At 62.5% G+C, this 17,016-nt stretch carries 18 protein-coding genes; 6 read left to right on the forward strand and 12 right to left on the reverse strand.

Annotated features, from left to right (window positions below; translation table 11 throughout):
* Window positions 1-58: 58 nt before the first annotated feature.
* Together ACL9RJ_RS13675 and ACL9RJ_RS13680 are read right to left on the reverse strand one after the other, a co-directional pair.
* Window positions 59-1,183 carry a catalase family peroxidase gene (locus ACL9RJ_RS13675; protein ID WP_083875475.1) on the reverse strand — a complete coding sequence of 375 codons (1,125 nt, stop codon included), beginning with the start codon at window positions 1,181-1,183 and terminating at the stop codon, window positions 59-61.
* Between the two features lie 58 nt (window positions 1,184-1,241).
* Window positions 1,242-2,168, reverse strand: a complete 927-nt coding sequence (locus ACL9RJ_RS13680) for an anti-sigma factor family protein (protein WP_017129102.1) — start codon at window positions 2,166-2,168, stop codon at window positions 1,242-1,244.
* A gap of 372 nt (window positions 2,169-2,540) precedes the next feature.
* Between ACL9RJ_RS13680 and ACL9RJ_RS13685 the strand changes: the two genes are divergently transcribed.
* Window positions 2,541-3,140: an RNA polymerase sigma factor gene (locus tag ACL9RJ_RS13685; protein ID WP_017129101.1), complete on the forward strand. Its 600-nt coding sequence runs from the start codon at window positions 2,541-2,543 to the stop codon at window positions 3,138-3,140.
* 108 nt (window positions 3,141-3,248) lie between these two features.
* Here the strand turns inward: ACL9RJ_RS13685 and ACL9RJ_RS13690 are convergent, their stop codons facing one another.
* Window positions 3,249-4,460 (reverse strand): MFS transporter, encoded by a 1,212-nt coding sequence (locus ACL9RJ_RS13690; RefSeq protein WP_177086079.1) that lies wholly within the window; start codon window positions 4,458-4,460, stop codon window positions 3,249-3,251.
* A 400-nt stretch (window positions 4,461-4,860) separates the two neighbouring features.
* Here ACL9RJ_RS13690 and ehuB point away from each other — a divergent pair, with 400 nt between their 5' ends.
* The 4 genes from ehuB to ACL9RJ_RS13710 are packed head-to-tail and all read left to right on the forward strand — an operon-like array spanning window position 4,861 to window position 7,917.
* Window positions 4,861-5,736 carry an ectoine/hydroxyectoine ABC transporter substrate-binding protein EhuB gene (gene ehuB, locus ACL9RJ_RS13695; protein WP_017129098.1) on the forward strand — a complete coding sequence of 292 codons (876 nt, stop codon included), beginning with the start codon at window positions 4,861-4,863 and terminating at the stop codon, window positions 5,734-5,736.
* Between the two features lie 52 nt (window positions 5,737-5,788).
* Complete coding sequence (gene ehuC / locus ACL9RJ_RS13700) at window positions 5,789-6,466, forward strand: ectoine/hydroxyectoine ABC transporter permease subunit EhuC (protein WP_103033124.1); 678 nt, start codon at window positions 5,789-5,791, stop codon at window positions 6,464-6,466.
* Between the two features lie 16 nt (window positions 6,467-6,482).
* Window positions 6,483-7,133 carry an ectoine/hydroxyectoine ABC transporter permease subunit EhuD gene (gene ehuD, locus ACL9RJ_RS13705; RefSeq protein ID WP_017129095.1) on the forward strand — a complete coding sequence of 217 codons (651 nt, stop codon included), beginning with the start codon at window positions 6,483-6,485 and terminating at the stop codon, window positions 7,131-7,133.
* A complete protein-coding gene (locus tag ACL9RJ_RS13710) occupies window positions 7,126-7,917 on the forward strand; it encodes an amino acid ABC transporter ATP-binding protein (protein ID WP_103033123.1) in 792 nt (263 codons plus the stop codon). Before ehuD ends, ACL9RJ_RS13710 begins: the two co-directional genes overlap by 8 nt.
* Before the next feature lie 10 nt (window positions 7,918-7,927).
* Here the strand turns inward: ACL9RJ_RS13710 and ACL9RJ_RS13715 are convergent, their stop codons facing one another.
* The 3 genes from ACL9RJ_RS13715 to ACL9RJ_RS13725 all read right to left on the reverse strand — a co-directional run bounded on the left by ACL9RJ_RS13715 (window position 7,928) and on the right by ACL9RJ_RS13725 (window position 9,507).
* Window positions 7,928-8,209, reverse strand: coding sequence for a HigA family addiction module antitoxin (locus ACL9RJ_RS13715; RefSeq protein ID WP_017129093.1), 282 nt, complete (start codon window positions 8,207-8,209; stop codon window positions 7,928-7,930).
* 13 nt (window positions 8,210-8,222) lie between these two features.
* Window positions 8,223-8,501, reverse strand: a complete 279-nt coding sequence (locus ACL9RJ_RS13720; RefSeq protein WP_017129092.1) for a type II toxin-antitoxin system RelE/ParE family toxin — start codon at window positions 8,499-8,501, stop codon at window positions 8,223-8,225.
* 106 nt (window positions 8,502-8,607) lie between these two features.
* On the reverse strand, window positions 8,608-9,507 hold the full coding sequence (locus ACL9RJ_RS13725) for a LysR family transcriptional regulator (RefSeq protein WP_017129091.1): 900 nt from the start codon (window positions 9,505-9,507) through the stop codon (window positions 8,608-8,610).
* 133 nt (window positions 9,508-9,640) lie between these two features.
* On the opposite strand from ACL9RJ_RS13725, the gene ACL9RJ_RS13730 reads away from it, so the two are divergent.
* Complete coding sequence (locus ACL9RJ_RS13730; RefSeq protein ID WP_042936827.1) at window positions 9,641-10,753, forward strand: AbrB family transcriptional regulator; 1,113 nt, start codon at window positions 9,641-9,643, stop codon at window positions 10,751-10,753.
* Here the strand turns inward: ACL9RJ_RS13730 and ACL9RJ_RS13735 are convergent.
* From ACL9RJ_RS13735 to ACL9RJ_RS13760, 6 genes are all read right to left on the reverse strand, one after another.
* Window positions 10,726-11,055, reverse strand: coding sequence for a hypothetical protein (locus ACL9RJ_RS13735; RefSeq protein WP_017129089.1), 330 nt, complete (start codon window positions 11,053-11,055; stop codon window positions 10,726-10,728). The genes ACL9RJ_RS13730 and ACL9RJ_RS13735 overlap by 28 nt on opposite strands.
* Before the next feature lie 37 nt (window positions 11,056-11,092).
* Entirely contained in the window at window positions 11,093-12,439 is a 1,347-nt protein-coding gene (locus ACL9RJ_RS13740; protein WP_017129088.1) for a dihydroorotase, read from the reverse strand.
* The gene (locus ACL9RJ_RS13745) at window positions 12,436-13,692 is read right to left on the reverse strand and encodes a Zn-dependent hydrolase (RefSeq protein ID WP_017129087.1); all 1,257 of its coding nucleotides are present in this window, start codon (window positions 13,690-13,692) and stop codon (window positions 12,436-12,438) included. The genes ACL9RJ_RS13740 and ACL9RJ_RS13745 overlap by 4 nt, the downstream gene beginning before the upstream one ends.
* Window positions 13,689-14,624 carry a dihydroorotate dehydrogenase gene (locus ACL9RJ_RS13750; protein WP_103033122.1) on the reverse strand — a complete coding sequence of 312 codons (936 nt, stop codon included), beginning with the start codon at window positions 14,622-14,624 and terminating at the stop codon, window positions 13,689-13,691. Before ACL9RJ_RS13750 ends, ACL9RJ_RS13745 begins: the two co-directional genes overlap by 4 nt.
* A complete protein-coding gene (locus ACL9RJ_RS13755) occupies window positions 14,621-15,454 on the reverse strand; it encodes a dihydroorotate dehydrogenase electron transfer subunit (RefSeq protein ID WP_017129086.1) in 834 nt (277 codons plus the stop codon). Before ACL9RJ_RS13755 ends, ACL9RJ_RS13750 begins: the two co-directional genes overlap by 4 nt.
* Before the next feature lie 188 nt (window positions 15,455-15,642).
* A complete protein-coding gene (locus ACL9RJ_RS13760; protein WP_042936822.1) occupies window positions 15,643-16,908 on the reverse strand; it encodes an MFS transporter in 1,266 nt (421 codons plus the stop codon).
* Window positions 16,909-17,016 lie beyond the last annotated feature (108 nt).

Genomic DNA, 17,016 nt, shown 5'->3' on the forward strand with positions numbered 1-17,016 from the left:
GGGAGCGGGCTTGCCTCCCACAATAAGGTCGATGCAAAGAACCATCGACCTTCGAACTTTACTCCGCAGAGCCATAGATATTTACCGCGCAGTTCTCGCAATGCTCTACCGCACGGGCGCCGGCGGGATCGGAAGTGGCGGGAACACGCCCGCCTTCCAGCAGACGCCGCCGATGGGACTCGGCATAGGCCGCGCCCCGCGCCAGCAGCAGCGGATCGTTGGACGGCTCGATGCCGGGCGGCAGCATCAGCGGGTTGAAATCGACGTCACGACAGGCACCGTCGACCTGGGACTCGACCTTGTCGATCACCAGCACGCCCGCTTCGATATGCGTGCGCCGGGCCGGCCACTGGCGGGTGGCATCATCGGTCGGATCGCCCGGCTCGGCCAGGGTGATGATCAGGTGCCAGCGCACCGGCCCCTGGGCCAGCCGGGTAGACAGGCCGTAGGAAAGAAAGTCGGGGTCGCCGCCGCCGGCCTGCTCGGCACTGACGGGCTGGTAGGTCGACTCCGGGACCATGGCCCAGCGCACCGCGCGAACCTGCTGGTGGCGGTCGATGAAATGAAAGGCATTGACGCTATAGAAGGTGCTGTTATCAAACCCCGAGGACGGCGGGTGGTTCGCCAGCCAGCGGGCAAAGGCCCGGTCTTCCGGATGCGCCTGTCGGAAAGCCTCGACCTTTTGCGGATCGACATGGCCCGTGGACTTGTCCGGCATGAAGGCCTGCATCTGTTCGAACAGGGCCCGGGGCGTGCGTACCGGAAACACTGGCGTCGAGTTCATCGCCAGGCGCCAGAGTTCCCCGTTCTCGGTCTGCAGGCTCAGGGACAGGCTACGTACATCGCCCCGCGCATCGTTCAGCGTCGGGTTACCCCCGGCGATCGACAGACGGCCGATCACCGGCACCACGCCCGGCCTGAAGGCGCTGGCCAGCGATAACTCGCTGACATTGCCATTGCCCTGGAAGTAACCACTGATGCAGGTGCCCTTGGCGTGGTTGCGGCGAAATCCCGGATGCGGGCCGGCGGACGCCTCGAACTCGTCAACCATCTGCGCGGCCGTCGGCGGCGCCGAGGAGGATGACGCGGTAGAGGCGAAGTCACGGGCTTGAAAGAGCAAGGTGCCGACGCAAACGATTGCGACGACAAGGGGAGCGATACGCCAGCGATGGTGGTAATTCATTGAGCCTACCCGGAATGACGAGGCATCGGTTTCGCAATGCCTGCCCGCTCCCGCCTGATTATTGCTGGAGAGCGGCGATCCACAGCGGCGCGGGGGATCCGGCGAACAACTGACCGGTGCTACGGTTGGCGACCAGCCGCGCAACGGCATTCAAGTCCACGCCCTTGGGCTCGCCGATCAGCGCGTAGCCCAACTCGGACTGTCGCCAGGTCACAACGTTCATCCCCGACACCTGCTGTTGCGCAGTCGATTGATCGGGCATCAGTTCCTTCATCACGCACAGGGCGACGGGTGCCCCGTTTGCGGGCAGGTAGACCAACTGGATCAGCGCTTTGTCATTGAAACGCAGGCGCTGCACTCTTTTGAACGTCAGGCCGACGGATGTCAAGTCGGGAATACGCAACGACAGGCCATCTTCCGAACGTATATCGGCGAGGGTCTTTTTCACCACTTCCGAATCCGGCGTGATGTAACTCACCGTATCGCGGGTATACAACTGCTGATAATTGGCCGCCTGCCGAACCCAGGGAGATGCCTGTACAACTGTTGGGCCACGCAACTCGGTTTCGCCATGTAACAAGACGGTGACAATTCCACTCTCTGCAACCAGGCCATAACACACTGCGCCCGCGGCAAATGTTGTTATCATCCAGGCAAACCTGGGTCGACCCTGACCGAACACACGGGTAAAAAAACTGTCTGCTCCAGGCACCGGCTGAGCCTTGAATGCCTGGGACGGATTCGCCGCACCAGCAGCGGCACGCTGTCCGGTCAACGCTTCGATCTTGTGCACGAGACTCTCGGGCACCGGCGGCAGGCTTTGACGAGCAAAGGCCTGATCGTAGGGGAGGCAGGAAGCCATCAAGTGCGAGACGCGCTCGGCCAGGTCCGGCGATGCGTCCATGAGACGCTCCAGTTCCTGGCACTGCTGCGGTGACAACTCACCGTCAACGTAGGCCATCAGCAGGGCATCATCCACCACCATGGAATCGAGTCTCCTTTAAAGATTCATTGTGCACTTTGGGGAACAGGCCTTGTGGGCCAGAGGGGCGACTTGAGCGGGTAGAAAAGCTGCCACTATATTGACATTATCGCATTCATTAAAACAGCCATAACATACTGATGCTGAAGCAATACCGAAATCAATTCAGATACATTATAAGTCTTTTTTTCAGTGCAGTATCACCGTAGGTTTTTATCGACTCGAGTGGCACAATACTTGTCTGCGCCATTGTATCCATTCTGCTACAACGGAATATGAAGTACGTAATACATCCCAGGGATTGGCACCGGTCACGGGATGACCTCGCAACTCGACGCTGTATTTCAGGCTGGCATGTTAATAAAAAGAGGGAATATGTCGATCACCGGTGCAGATTTACCCGCACTGCTTCCTGGGCTGCTACCGCGCCTGTGGGCATTTGCGCTGCGGATTTCGGGCGACAGGCACGACGCCGAGGACCTCGTGCAACTGGCCTGCGTGCGCGCCCTGGAGCGAGCCCATCAGTTGCAGCCGGATACTTCGGTGCTGAGCTGGATGTTTTCCATTGTCCATTCCACCTGGATCAACGAGCTGCGTTCACGCAATGTGCGCAGCCGCTCGCGCCAGGACTGGAACGACGAACTTCTCGAGACCGTCAGCGACCCGAACGCACAGACGCCGGAAACCGACCTGCTGCACCATCAGATCCTCACGGCAGTCGAGCAGTTGCCCGACACCCAGCGTGAAGTGATGCTGCTGGTGGGCGTGGAACGCTTCAGCTACAAGGAAGCCGCGGAGATTCTCGACCTGCCCATCGGCACGGTGATGAGTCGCCTGTCACGTGCCCGCCAGGCCATCGGCGCCCTCTTCGGCGCGGAAAAATCCGCCGCGGCCAAACGCAGCGCTCCCCCACTGCGCACACGCCCCGTGCCGCAACCGCAGTTCAGTCACCCCGGCAGCACCTCGATCTCCTGACACGGACAGACACGCGACCGCTCCCGGATGGATGGATCTGAAGGTATTCAGGCCCCGACCCAGGCCCCGCGCAGTCGATTGTGTTGCTGCTCCGCGAGCAACTTCGCTTCAGGCAGTGGCTGGACGCACCAGCGGCCGCCGCACGACATACAGCAGCAGGCTGACCGCCACCACTTCGCAACAGGCCGCCACCCAGCCCAGGTCAGCCGAGGTCCCGGTCACCAGGGTAAAGGAACCCAGCGCGGCCCCCAGGGAGATCCCCAGGTTGAGAAACGAAGCATTCAGCGACAGCGCCACCGGTGCCACCCGCGGACCAGCCGCCTCCACCAGGCGCGACAGCTGCGACGGGAAGAACGCCCAGCCGGCCAGTCCCCAGCACATGAGCACCAGCAACACTGGCACCAGGGCCTCGCCCGGTGGCAGCCAATGGGCGATCAGCGACAGGCTCGCGAAGCTGGCGACCAGGACCAGCAAGGCCGCCACACCGACCTTGCGATGCCCCAGCCGATCGGTCAGGTAGCCGCCACCGAACATGCCGATGGCCGCCGAGATCCCCCAGACAAACAGCACCTCGCTGATGCTCGAACCGGAAATCCCGGTGGTCCTGGTCAGGTAGGACGCTAGGTAGGTGTAGTTGCAGAACGCGCCGGTGGTCCACAAGGTGGTGACCAGGATGATGCGCAACACTGCCGGATCCTTCGCCACGGCGATGCGTTCCGCGAGGCTGGCGGTGGGCATGCCCCGCCCGACATGCTGGTGCAGCCCCAGCAGCAAGCCGCCGAGTGCGATCACCGCCAGGACCGCGACGCCGGCAAAGGTCATGCGCCAGCCCAGCTGGTTGCCGATCAGGGCGCCCAGCGGCACGCCGATCACCAGGGCCAGGGTGGTCCCGCCGTTGACCACCGCGAGCGCCGAACCGCGTTTTTCCGGCGGCACCAGCGCGGCCGCCAGGGCATTGGCATTCGGCGCATACAACCCGGCGGCGAAGGCCAGCAGCAGCCGTGCCCCCAACAGCGTCCAGTAACCCTGGGCCTCGAAGGCCAGGAGATTGGCAAAGACAAACGCCAGCATCGAGCAGATCAGCACTTTTCGCTTGTCAAAGTGACCGGTCAGCGTAGTCAGTATCGGCGAACTGATGGCATAGGCCAGGGCAAAGAAGGTCACCAGTTGCCCGGCCTGCTCGATACTCACCGAAACATCACTGGCGATGCCTGGCAGCAACCCGGCGATCATGAAGCCTTCGGTGCCGATGGCAAAGGTGCCAAGCGCCAACCAGAACAGGGAGGAATAGCCGGGTGTTCCAACAGACGCAGAAGTCATGGCGGGGTTCCGAACGAGAGCAGGAGGAAATCTCGGAACCAATATGACCAGTTGGTTTAAAGCAGTCAATTAGCTTTAAGAGAATCAGAAAAACGATTCGGTCATCAGGTTGAATTTCGCACGGGCCATCGAGGCGTTCGAGCGGGCGACGGACAAGAGCCAGGCGATGAAAGTGCTGCTGGATTTCGGCGCCCCGGACTGAATCCGCGCCCCGCAAAAAATATATACATATGACTTAATGGTATTTATAACTTTCTATTCGCAACGATAAAGTTATAACCACATTCCAGACACGCCATGGCAGGCAGGCTCCCCGTCGGGATCGCGCCTGTCGTGCGCGCTTGCGTCACCCCCGATGCAGCCGCCGACCTCATACCCTCTTTGATACCAGGCTTACTTGATGAACGTCCTCAAATCGCTGTCGCTTCCGGCCGTGCTGTGCTCTGCCGCCTTGTTGAACGTCGCCCTGTCCTCCAGCGCCATGGCCGCCGGCCTGCTGGAAAAAGGCCGTACCGAGGGCCTCAGCGCCGGGATCGCCAATGAACAGCCGTACGCCTACATCGGCACCGACGGCAAGGTCACCGGTGCCTATGTCGATGTGCTCAAGGCGATTCTCGAACCCCTGGGCATCCACAAGCTGGAGACCCCGATCACCGACTTCGGCTCGCTGGTGCCCGGTGTCACCGCCAAGCGTTTCGACCTGATCGGCGAAGGCCTGTTCATCAATACCAACCGCTGCAAGGTCATCGGTTTCTCCAACCCGATCACCCGCTCCGGTGGCGCCTTTATCGTCAAGGCCGGCAACCCGCTGAACCTGCACAGCCTCAAGGACGTGGCCAGCAATGGCAAGGCACGCCTGGCCACCCAGGCCGGCACCAACCAGGTCCAGGAAGCCAAGGACAGCGGCATCGCCACGGCCAACGTGGTGCTGTTCGACAAGGACACCGAGGCCCTGTCGGCCCTGGAAGCCGGACGCATCGACGTGGTGTATTTCCCCGATGCCGAGATCATCGGCCTGCTGAAGAAAGCCGCCAACCCGGCCATCGAACGCGCCCTGCCCTTCGCCCAGATACCGGATGCCCAGGGCAAGCCGAGCTGGAACTACCAGGCCTATGGCCTGCCGAAAAACGATCCGGCCTTCGCCCAGGCGTTCAATGACCAACTGGCCAAATTGCGGGCTTCCGGCGAGCTGCTGAAGATCCTGCAGAAATACGACTACACCGAAAACGAACTGCCCGACGCGGACGTCACCGCCGCGCAACGTTGCAGCCAGTAAGCCCTGCCCACGCTTTCGCTGAAACGGCCTCAAACCCACACGAGTACAGGCCATGCCAATCGATACCCCGGCCGTGGATACGGCCCTGTTCATCGCGCGCCAGCTGGCCCATGGCGCGTGGGTGACCCTGCAGATCACCTTCCTCGCCGAAGTGCTGGTGCTGGTGCTGTCCCTGGTGATCGCGCTGATGCGCCTGTCACCCTGGCGCGCCCTGCGCTGGTTCGCCACCGCCTATGTCGAATTGCTGCGCGGCATCTCGGCACTGGTGCTGCTGTTCTACCTGTTCTTTATCCTGCCGCTGTTCGGCATCAGCCTGTCGCCGATGACCACCGGGGTGATCGGCCTCGGCCTGACCTTCTCGGCCTACGGTTCGGAGATCGTCCGGGCGGCGCTGGTCAATGTCAGCGCCGGGCAACGCGATGCCTTGCGGGCACTGGATTTCGGCCCGCTCGCCGCCTTGCGCCGGATCATCCTGCCCCAGGCCCTGCCGTTCATGTTGCCGCCACTGGGCAACCAGTTGGTGGAGCTGATGAAGACCACTTCGCTGGTGTCGCTGATCACCCTCAGCGACCTGACCTTTGCCGGCAACCAGTTGGTCACCACCCTGGGCCAGCAGACGCTGATCTGGAGCATCGTGCTGGTCTGCTATTTCGTCATGGCCTGGCCACTGACCTGGCTGGTGCGGCGCTACGAACAACACAGCTCGGCCTGGCGCCGGCTCTCGAAATAGCTAACGCGGGAACAACATGGAATTCGATATCGAGTTTGCCTGGTCGATCCTGCCCGACCTCCTGCGCGGCCTGCTGGTCACCGTGCAGGTGGTGGTGCTGGGTTTTCTCCTGGCGGTGCTGCTCGGACTGATCCTGGCGATTGCCCAGCGCTCGCCCTTCGCCGCGCCGAGGCGTTTCTGCCAGGGCTACCTGAGCTTCTTTCGCAACACGCCGCTGATGGTCCAGCTCTATGTGCTGTTTTTCGCCCTGCCTTCGGCGGGCATTACCCTGCCGGCGATTTCCACCGGGGTGATCGGCCTCGGGCTCTACTACAGCGCCTACATCGCCGAGGCCTATCGCGGCGCCATCGACGGCGTGCCGGCGGGCCAGTGGGAAGCCGCCCGTGCGCTGGACTTCGACACGACCACCACCTGGCGCCGGATCATCCTGCCCCAGGCCCTGAAACCGATGTTACCGGTGCTGGGCAACTACCTGATCGGCATGTTCAAGGAAACCCCGCTGCTGGCGGTGATCACCATTCCGGAACTGTTCCAGGCCGCCAAGCAAGTGGCCGGGATGACCTATCGCTACACCGAACCCTACACGCTGATGGCTGTGCTGTTCCTGATCATCAGCGTTCCGACTTCCCTGCTGTTCAAGTACCTGGAAAGGCGCAGCCATGTCTGATATCGCACACCTCCCGAGCACCGCGCCGGCGCAGATCCGTCTCACTCAGGTGGTCAAGCATTTTGGTGCGACGCGGGTGATCGACCACCTTGACCTGAGCATTCCCCAAGGCCAGAAAGTCGCGCTGATCGGTCCCAGCGGCTCGGGCAAATCCACTGTCCTGCGCCTGATCAAGGGCCTGGAGCCCTACCAGCAGGGACGTGTCGAAGTCGACGGCGTGGCCGTCACCGCCAAGGCCTCGGGCTGGCGCTGGCCCGGTACGAAAAAGCCGGCGGTGGAACATCGGGTCGGCATGGTGTTCCAGCAGTTCAATCTGTTCCCGCACCTGACCGTGCGGGAGAACATCACCGAAGCACCGCTGCAGGTGCTCAAGGTCAGCCGCGAGGAAGCCCTGGAGCGCGCCCATGCCTACCTGGCGATGGTTGGCCTGGGTCACAAGGCCGATGCCTATCCCGCCCAGTTGTCCGGCGGCCAGCAGCAGCGGGTAGCCATCGCCCGGGCCCTGGCGATGCGGCCGAAGGTGATGCTGTTTGACGAAGTGACCTCGGCCCTTGATCCGGAACTGGTGGGCGAAGTGCTGGCGGTGATCCGCTCGATCGCCCACGAACACCAGATGACCATGTTGCTGGTGACCCACGAAATGAAGTTCGCCCAGGACATCGCCGACCGCGTGCTGTTCATGGAAGCCGGACGGATCGTCGCCGACGGCACGCCACGGCAGATCCTGGTCGAACCGGATAACGAGCGTACGCGGCGCTTTCTCAATCGGGTGGAGCAGCGTTGACCGCGCCCTTTCAGGCCGCGACCAACCGACCAACCGCTGGCTGCTCGCGGTGTTCAGCTTGCCACAGGTCATAGTTCATTTGCAGGCCCAGCCAGAAACGAGCAGTGCTCAAACCGGAGCGCTCCAGGCGCACAGCCAGATCAGGGCTGATGGGTGCCCGACCATTGATCACCCGTGAAAGCATTTCACGGGAAAAATGCAGGCGCCGAGCCATCTCAGCGATCGTTATGTTCAGTTCCGGCAGCATCTCCTGAATCATGAAGCCAGGATGCGGAGGATTATGCATGGCCATGAATGGCCTCCTTTCAGTGATAGTCGAGGTAATCGACCAGCTCGACGTCCACCCCGACAAACTGGAAAATCACACGCCAGTTACCGCTGACGGTCATTGACCAATACCCGGCCAACCGCCCCTTGAGCAAATGCAGGCGATAACCCGGAAGATCGAGCTCGCCTGGACTCGCGGCCATATCAAGAGCAGCGAGGATGAGCCCCAGTCGCCTGGCATGACCGGCCTGAATCCCCCGGGTGGTCCCGGATTCAAAATAGGCCTTCAGGCCCTTGTGTCGGAAAGTCTTGATCATGACTATAGCGTGAACCGATGGTTCACGGAACACAATATTCTGGATCGTAGGCGGATTCGGCGATTAAGTGGTCAGACAAGAACACATCGCGTAGGAATTCCCGCTGTCAACGCTCACTGAAAAACGCCCGGCCATCGCGCTTGAGCAGATCGAGCATGGTCTGCGCGGCCGGCGACAGATAGCCGCCGGCCCGTACGGAAACCACCAGGGTGCGCTTCATGGTGGTTTCCTTGAGGCGTACTTCACGCAGGTGCATCGCGCCCCGCACGTCCTCCAGGGTCTCGCGTGCGAGGAAGCTCAGCAGCCGGGTCTGACCGATCAGGCGCGGCAGCAGGGAAATCGTGTTGGTCTCGATCTGCACCGAAGGCAGCGGCAGGTCGTGAGCAAGGAACACATTGTCGATCCAGCGCCGCGATGACACGCCGGCCGCCGGCAGCACCCAGCGATAGCGCCCCAGCTCGCTCAGACGAATCGGCCCGTCGAAGATCGGATGATTGCGACTGGCGACCACTACCGCCTCGTCGTCGAACAACGGGTGGGACAGCAACTGCGAGTCGTCGAACAGCGGACAGATCACCATGTCCAGGCGCCCGGAACGCAGGGATTCGCGCAGCATGTCGTCCTGGCCGATCGCCAGGTTCAGGGTGATCTCCGGGGCCCGTTCGAGCAAGGCCGCAGTCAGTTGCGGCAGCAGGTATTCGGCCATGCTCGCCGCACAGCCCAAGCGGATATTGCCCAGCACGCCACTGGCGAAGTCGCGTACCTCCCGATGGGTCTCGGCAATGCTCTGCTGCAACTGCCGGCCGCGCTGCTGCAACAGCATGCCGACCGGTGTCAACTTGATCCGCCGCCCCTCGCGCTCGAACAGTTTGGTGCCGAACGACTCCTCAAGGCGCTGGATGCTCTTGGTCAGTGCCGGCTGGCTGCGATTGAGCTTTTCGGCCGCCCGCCCCAGGTGCCCCAGTTCGGCAATCGTTTCGAAATAGGTGAGATCCCGCAGATCCATAATTGATCAACCAAAGTTATCGTTTCATCACAATTAGAGTCTGGACTTGATCGATTGCGTTATCAATAATTTATCTGCCGCGCCGATCCCAACGCCCTGCAACAGGCGCGTCCAGCGCTCTGGAGTGTGTTTCTTGCCTGCATCATCCTCGTCATCACGGTTCTCCCTGACCACCTGGCCCCGCCCATTGCAATGGCTGGCCCTGATCATCCTCGCCGGCACCGCCGGACAACTGCTCAAGCACGCCAGCCTGCCGGCCGGGCAATTTATCGGGCCAATGCTGGTGGCCATCGGCTTTGGCGTCAGTGGCGCCAACATCCGCATTCACCGGCAGGCGTTTCGCTTCGGCCAGGGCTGCATCGGCCTGCTCGCCGCCCACTCCATGACCCTGGCGGTACTGACGTCGATGGCCGAATCCTGGCACCTGATGCTGTTCGCCACGGTGCTGACGGTGTGCCTGAGCTCGCTGGTGGGCCTGGCGATGGTGCGTTTCGGCGGGATCCAGGCCAGCACCGCCGCCTGGGGCACCTCACCGGGCGCGGCATCGGCCATGGTCCTGATGGCCGATGATTTCGGTGCCGATGGCAGGGTCGTGGCAACCATGCAATATGTCCGCGTGGTTTGCGTGGTGGTGATCGGGGCGCTGGTGAGCCATGTGCTGGAGGCCCCCGCCAATGGCACCGGACTGCATGCCACAGAGGCCGTCCTGCACGGTTTCAGTCTGGTCGACCTGGGGCTGACCCTGGCGACCGCGGTGCTCGGCGTAGTCCTCGGTGCGCGCATTCCCGCCGGCGCCCTGCTGGTGCCGCTGCTGATCGGCGGGGCCCTGCAGCTTTCCGGACTGCTGCATATCACCCTGCCCGCCGGACTGCTGGCGGTCGCGTACGGAGCCATCGGCTGTTTCGTCGGCCTGCGGTTCGACCGACCCACCGTGCTGTATGTGTGGAAACGCCTGCCGACGATGATCCTCGGCGCCATCAGCCTGATCGCCCTCTGCGCCGCCTCGGCCTGGGTCCTGGCGAAGTGGCTCGGCCTGGATTTCCTCTCGGTCTACCTGGCCACCAGCCCCGGCGGGCTGGATACCATGGCGATCATCGCGGTCGACACCCATTCCGATATCGGCCTGGTCCTGGCAATGCAGACCCTGCGCCTGCTGGCGGTGATCTTCACCGGTGCCTTCTTCGCCCGACTGGTGATCCGTTTCGCCGGGCAAGACGCTCAGACCAAGCCGCGACTGCCGGCATAGGCCACCACCACCTCATTCAGGGCAGCGGCGATCAGGCCGCTGTCGGCGGTGCGCAAGGCTTCGTCAAGACTGTCCATGTAACCCAGCAACTGCGCCTGGATCTGCTGGGCAAACTCCGGACGAACTTCCTGATCTTCATAGAACAGCACATAGGCCCGGCAGAACTCGCCGATGACAAAACAGATGGCCGCCTGCTCGGGCAGCGTGCGGATGATCTGTTCGCATTGCACCCGTACGCGCTTGAAGGAATCGGTGCCCGGCAAGGCATTGCGGAACTCCTGGACAACAGCTGAAAAATTCATGGTTCGTTCCTTATGGTCATTGAATACAAGGCAGGCTTCAGCGATCGAATGCCAGGCGCTGTCCGTGAATGTCAGGAACAATGGCGCTACCGTCCCAGACCCGCTGGCCGTTGACGAAGGTGCCGACAATCCGCGACGAAAAGGTCGTGCCCTCGAACGGGCTCCAGCCACATTTGGACAAGACCTGGGAGCGCTCGACCCGATGCGGCGAATGCGGATCCACCAGGACCAGGTCCGCCGCGTAGCCCTCGCGCAGAAAGCCGCGTCCGACCACGTCGAACAACCGGGCTGGCGCATGGCTGGTGACCTCGACCACCCGTTCCAGGCTCAACTCCCCGGCGAACACCCGCTCCAGCGCTGCCTGAAGTGCAAACTGCACCAGCGGCAGACCCGAGGGTGCCTTGGTGTAGAGCGCCTGCTTTTCTTCCAGCAGGTGCGGTGCATGGTCGGTGGCCAGCACGTCGATACGCCCATCGGCCAGCGCCCGGACAATGGCCTGGCGGTCCGTCTCGCTCTTCACCGCCGGGTTGCACTTGAGCAGGAACCCCAGCCGCTCGTAGTCCAGGTCATTGAAATGGAGGAAATGCACGCAGGTTTCGGCGGTGATGCGCTTGCTCGCCAATGGCCCCGGTTCGAACAGCTCCAGCTCTTCGGCAGTGGAGATATGCAGCACATGCAAGCGGCTGCCATGCTTGCGAGCCAGGTCGATGGCCAGCCGGGTGGACTGGATGCACGCCTCGCGAGAACGGATCAGCGGATGCTCGCGGGCCGGGATGGCCTCGCCATATTCGAGCGTGGCCCGGGCCAGGTTGGCGTCGATCATCGGTGTGTCTTCGCAATGGGTGATGATCATCACCGGTGTGTCGCGGAAAATCCCGTCCAGCACCTGCGGATCGTCCACCAGCATATTGCCGGTCGAGGCCCCCATGAACACCTTCACCCCCGGCGTGCTGCGCGGGTCGATGCGGCGAATGGCCTCCAGGTTGTCGTTGCTGGCCCCCAGATAAAAGGCGTAGTTGACCACCGAGGACCCGGCGGCGATCGCGTACTTCGCTTCCAGGGACGCCTGGTCCAGCGCCGGCGGCCGGGTGTTGGGCATTTCCATGAAGCTGGTGATGCCGCCCGCGGCGCAGGCTCGCGACTCGCTGGCGATATCCGCCTTGTGGGTCAGTCCCGGCTCGCGAAAATGCACCTGGTCGTCAATCATCCCGGGCAGCAACCACAGGCCGCCTGCCTCGATCACCGGGGTATCGGCAGGCACCTCGATGACCGGAGCGATCCGTGCGATGCGGCCGTCGCGGACCCACAGGTCGCTGATAAAACGCTGCCCTTCATTGATCAAGGTGGCGTTGCGGATCAACCACGAATTGCCTTGCTGTGTCATGGATTCAACTCCTGGCTGGCGAGATAAAGTACTTCGGTCGCCCTGACGAAATCGTCGACGTCCATCGCTTCATGGGGGTTATGGGAGCCATGCTGGTTCCGGATAAACAACATCGCGCTGGGAATCCCTGCGTTGGCGAACACCGCCGCGTCGTGTCCCGCGCCACTGGGCGTCTGCATACCGGCCCAGCCCTGCTCGCGGGTCAGGCGGCTGAACAGTTCGACCCAAGGTTGATGCATGGCGGCCGGCGCGGTGTCGACACGCTCGTCGAACTCGAAGATCACCCGGCGCCGCGCTTCGATCAACCGCACCTCATGCAGGATCAATGCATGGAAACGCTCCAGCGTCGGCTGTTGCAGGCTGCGGATCTCCAGACTGAAACTGACTTCGCCGGGGATTCGCGACACCGCATGATGAGCGCTGTTGGTGCCCAAGGTGCCGACCGTCACCACCAGGTCCTGTCCGGCGGCCAGCCATTGCTCCCAGCATTCATCGATCCGCGCCACCAGCTCGCTGACGGCGAACACCGAATCGTGACGATCCTCGCGGGACACCGCCCCGGAATGGCCGTCTTCGCCCAGGCAACGGACCCGGTTGTGGCGCAGGTTGCCGCGAATGCCGGGGACAATGCCGATGGCCTGGCCGGCTTTCTCCAGGGACTCGGCCTGTTCGATATGCACTTCCAGGTAGCCGGCGAACTGCTCGCGCTCGATCAACCATTGCTGGCGGCGGATCGCGTCGAGGTCAGCGCCGACCGACTGCAGGGCATCGCCCAGGCTTTTTTGGCTGAAGCGGTTAACCCGCTGCAAGTCTTCCCCGGTGAGTCCGCCCATCACCGCCCGCGAACCGATATAGGACTTGCCATACCAGGCACTCTCCTCGCCCCGCAAGCCGAGGACGCGAAAAGGCCATGCGGTGCGCACCTGCTCCTGGTCCAGCCGACACAGGCACAACAGACCAGCCACTACCCCGGCCAGACCATCGTAGTTACCACCTTGGGGGACCGAGTCCAGGTGCGACCCATACCAGATGGCCGGCAAGCCGGAATCGTCACGACGCTGAAAGATCACATTGCCGGCGCGGTCGCGATTGACCTCAAGCCCGCGCGCCAGGGCGTAGTCGCACAGGTAGGCAATCGCCGCGCTTTCGCCGGGGCCGTAGCTTTCCCGGGTAATACCCTCCTTGGGATCGCGTGACAACTCGGCGATATCGGCAAAGATCCTGCTGGCCTGGGCCTGCCACAGTGAGTTCATGGCAGTGCTCCAAACGGCTCGGCCGGCGCATCGTCGAGACTGCCGATCAAGCTGCTCAGGCGACTGACCCCCTTGCGCCGGCAATACACGTCCAGTTCGTCGACCATCAGGTTCATGGTCCGGGGATGGATGAAAGTCGCGGTGCCGACCTGCACTGCAGTGGCACCGGCAAGGATGAACTCCAGGGCATCGTCGGCGGTGGAGATACCGCCGCAACCGATCACCGGGATGCGCAGGGCCTGCGCACACTGATAGGTCAGACGGACCATCAGCGGCTTGATCATGGCGCCGGAAATCCCGCCCATGAAATTGCCCAGGCGGGCACGACCTTTCTCGATATCGATGGACAGGCCCAGCAGGGTATTGCCGACCACCACTGCGTCGGCACCCTCCTCTTCGGCCGCCAGGGCGATCTCGACGATCTCGCCGCTGTTGGGGGTCAACTTGACCCACAGTGGCAATGCCGTTGCCTTGCGCATCAACCGGACCACCTGCCGCGTGCTGTCGGCCTGCATGCCAAATGACTGGCCGTGGGCCTCCAGGTTCGGACAGGAAATATTCGCTTCGATCCCGGCGATGCCCGGCACATCGCCCAGGCGCGCGGCGAGGTCGGCGAAGCCTTGGGCGGTGGGCGCGGAAATGCTGACAATCAACGGCGTGTCGTAGTCGCGATAGAACGGCACCACCTTGTCGATAAAACTGTCGGCGCCTTTGCTGGGAATACCGATGGCATTCATCATCCCATCGGCCAGTTCGCAGACCCGCGGCATCGGGTTTCCACTGCGCTTTTCAGTGGTGATGGTCTTCGTCACCAGCGCCCCCAGGGCGTTGAAATCCAGCAGGTGGCTGAGTTCCTCGGCGAAGGTGCCCGAGGCCGGCATCACCGGATTGCGCAGGTGCAAACCGCCGATCTTCACGCTCAAATCAATCATTCCACCACCTCCGCCAGGTCGAACACCGGCCCTTCCAGGCAAACGCGCTTACCGATCTTCAACCCTGCGACTTCAAATACATCGACGCAGCACTGGCACATGCCCAGGCCGCAGACCATCTGCTGCTCCAGGGCCACCTGGCCGCTCAGGTGCAACTCGCCGCACAGGCGCTTGAGCAGACGCGTCAGGCGTCTGGAGCCACAGGTGAACAGGGCATTGCTGCCCTCGCGAGCGATGACGCGGCGCAGCAACGCTTCGATGTGCTCCAGCCCGCTACTGCCATCTTCATCGAGGACGCTGATGACCTCGGCTCCCAGCGAAGCGAAACGCTCGCGGGACAACAGGCTTTTTTCGCTGCGGGCACTGAGCACCGCCGTCAGGCTGATGCCCAGGGCATGGGCTGCTTCCGCCAGCGGTGCGAGCGTCGCCAGGCCCACGCCACGGGCGACGATGATCATGTGACGCCAGTCCGGGTCGAGGTCGAAGCCTTTGCCCAGGGGCCCGAGGATCTCCAGGGTCTGTTGCGGTCGCAGCGTATCCAGGCCATAGGTGCCCTTGCCGGTCACCTTGTAGAGAAACTCCACCTCGCCACTCAGCGGATCGGCCTTGTAGGTGCTCATGGGACGACGGAAGAACGGCTTGTACTCGCCGTCGCTCGGACACAGCAGATTGAAGAACTGTCCGGGCCGGGATTCACTGGCGGCACCGCCGGCCTGGAGCACCAGGCGCTTGTACTCGTCATTGACCCATTCGTTGGACAGCACCACCGCCAGCGTGTCGTTGGGCGGTGTGACGGCGATAGCCTGGCAGCAGCTGGAGACCACAGTCATTGGAAGGACCTCTTCTTGTCTAATTTTTGATACACAACAATCAAAAGAATGCGACACTTCCTCTGATCAAGGCGGTATCCGCTGTTTTTTCACTGTTCTTCTGAGCTGACTTTACGCCAGCTCGTCATGCATGTCTAATTTTTGATACGGTACTTTCGCAAATATCCGGGCGTCCTTGCCCTTACCGGCTATTGCTCCTGCGGCGAGAGCGGCGCGGCCGGCGCCTGCCCCTCATCCCCCTGACTGCGTGGCAACAGGAACAGGGTCGCCGCCATCGCCAGCAGATAGATCGAGGCCAGCAGCATGATCGCCGCCGAGAACGAATACGCCAGGGCAATCGCGCCGACCACCAGCGGCCCGAAACCACCGACACCGCGTCCGACGTTGAACAGCACGTTCTGCGCGGTGGCACGCACCTGGGCCGGGTACAGGTCGGAGATCAGGGCGCCGTAGCCGCCAATCATGCCGTTGACGAAGATGCCCATCACCACCCCGGCGAACAGCATCGTCAGCGGATCGGTGAGGTTGGCGTACAGCAGCACCATCAAGGCGGCGCTGCCCTGGTAGAGCAGAAAGATCTTCCAGCGCCCGAAACGGTCGGCCAACTGGCCGAACAACCAGATACCGAAGGCCATGCCCACTACCGTCGCGGCGGTCCAGGTCCCCGAGGCCGTCAGGGAAAAACCGAACTGCCGGGACAGATAACTGGGCATCCAGATCATGATGCCGTAGTAGCCGAAGTTCTGTACCGAGGTCAGCACGATGACCCCGAGGCTGGCCTTGGTGGTCTGAACGTCCTTGAACAGTTCGGCAAAGCGACGGGTAAAGGAAATCGGATTGCTTGCCGCCTTGAGAAACGCCTGCGGCTCGCCCATGGTATGGCGGATGCAGAACGACAACAGCGCCGGCACCAGCCCCACCAGGAACATGCCACGCCAGCCAATGTGCGGCAGCAGCAACGGCGTCAGCAACGCCGCGGCCAGGACCCCGGCCTGCCACCCCATGCCGACATAGGACGAAGCCCGATTGCGCTGGCTGGTCGGCCAGGTCTCGGCGATCAGCGCCATGCCGATACCGAACTCGCCGCCCAGGCCGAAACCGGCCAGCGTGCGATACGCCAGCAGATCCCAATAACCCTGGGCCAATGCGCACAGTCCGGTAAACACGGAGAACACCAGGATGCAGGCACTGAGCATCTTGACCCGTCCATAGCGGTCACTCAACTGACCGAAGACCAGGCCACCGATCACCGCGCCAAGCAGGGTCCAGGTCACCAGCGAACCGGCTTCGGAACTGCTCAGGCCCAGGGCCAGGGTGATGGTCGGCAACATGAAACCGAGGATCAGCAGGTCGAAACCATCCATCGCGTATCCCGTTACACTGGCAACCAGGGCCTTGCGTGGTGATGCAGCCGCGTTTGCGGCAGTCGAATCGTTTTGCGCCGTCACGATCATAACCTCTTGTTTTTCTGGATGTTGTTGGCAGTACGCCGATAGAGGCGAGCTTGCCGTTACCCCGACTCATCCTTACTGGCATCACGCACGCTTCATGAAGCAAGCGCC

It is taken from the genome of Pseudomonas sp. Mn2068 (genome assembly GCF_049319725.1).
Classification (GTDB): Bacteria; Pseudomonadota; Gammaproteobacteria; order Pseudomonadales; family Pseudomonadaceae; genus Aquipseudomonas; species Aquipseudomonas gingeri.

Bases quoted from the DNA above. Each gene is read 5' to 3' on its own strand.
- ACL9RJ_RS13725 (WP_017129091.1), bottom strand. From the start codon at position 9,507: ATGGATCTGCGGGATCTCACCTATTTCGAAACGATTGCCGAACTGGGG.
- ACL9RJ_RS13740 (WP_017129088.1), bottom strand. From the start codon at position 12,439: ATGACACAGCAAGGCAATTCGTGGTTGATCCGCAACGCCACCTTGATC.
- ehuC (WP_103033124.1), top strand. From the start codon at position 5,789: ATGCCAATCGATACCCCGGCCGTGGATACGGCCCTGTTCATCGCGCGC.
- ACL9RJ_RS13720 (WP_017129092.1), bottom strand. From the start codon at position 8,501: ATGATCAAGACTTTCCGACACAAGGGCCTGAAGGCCTATTTTGAATCC.
- ACL9RJ_RS13710 (WP_103033123.1), top strand. From the start codon at position 7,126: ATGTCTGATATCGCACACCTCCCGAGCACCGCGCCGGCGCAGATCCGT.
- ACL9RJ_RS13685 (WP_017129101.1), top strand. From the start codon at position 2,541: ATGTCGATCACCGGTGCAGATTTACCCGCACTGCTTCCTGGGCTGCTA.
- ACL9RJ_RS13750 (WP_103033122.1), bottom strand. From the start codon at position 14,624: ATGATTGATTTGAGCGTGAAGATCGGCGGTTTGCACCTGCGCAATCCG.
- ACL9RJ_RS13755 (WP_017129086.1), bottom strand. From the start codon at position 15,454: ATGACTGTGGTCTCCAGCTGCTGCCAGGCTATCGCCGTCACACCGCCC.
- ACL9RJ_RS13715 (WP_017129093.1), bottom strand. From the start codon at position 8,209: ATGGCCATGCATAATCCTCCGCATCCTGGCTTCATGATTCAGGAGATG.
- ACL9RJ_RS13690 (WP_177086079.1), bottom strand. From the start codon at position 4,460: ATGACTTCTGCGTCTGTTGGAACACCCGGCTATTCCTCCCTGTTCTGG.
- ACL9RJ_RS13760 (WP_042936822.1), bottom strand. From the start codon at position 16,908: ATGATCGTGACGGCGCAAAACGATTCGACTGCCGCAAACGCGGCTGCA.
- ACL9RJ_RS13675 (WP_083875475.1), bottom strand. From the start codon at position 1,183: ATGAATTACCACCATCGCTGGCGTATCGCTCCCCTTGTCGTCGCAATC.
- ACL9RJ_RS13745 (WP_017129087.1), bottom strand. From the start codon at position 13,692: ATGAACTCACTGTGGCAGGCCCAGGCCAGCAGGATCTTTGCCGATATC.
- ehuD (WP_017129095.1), top strand. From the start codon at position 6,483: ATGGAATTCGATATCGAGTTTGCCTGGTCGATCCTGCCCGACCTCCTG.
- ACL9RJ_RS13680 (WP_017129102.1), bottom strand. From the start codon at position 2,168: ATGGTGGTGGATGATGCCCTGCTGATGGCCTACGTTGACGGTGAGTTG.
- ehuB (WP_017129098.1), top strand. From the start codon at position 4,861: ATGAACGTCCTCAAATCGCTGTCGCTTCCGGCCGTGCTGTGCTCTGCC.
- ACL9RJ_RS13735 (WP_017129089.1), bottom strand. From the start codon at position 11,055: ATGAATTTTTCAGCTGTTGTCCAGGAGTTCCGCAATGCCTTGCCGGGC.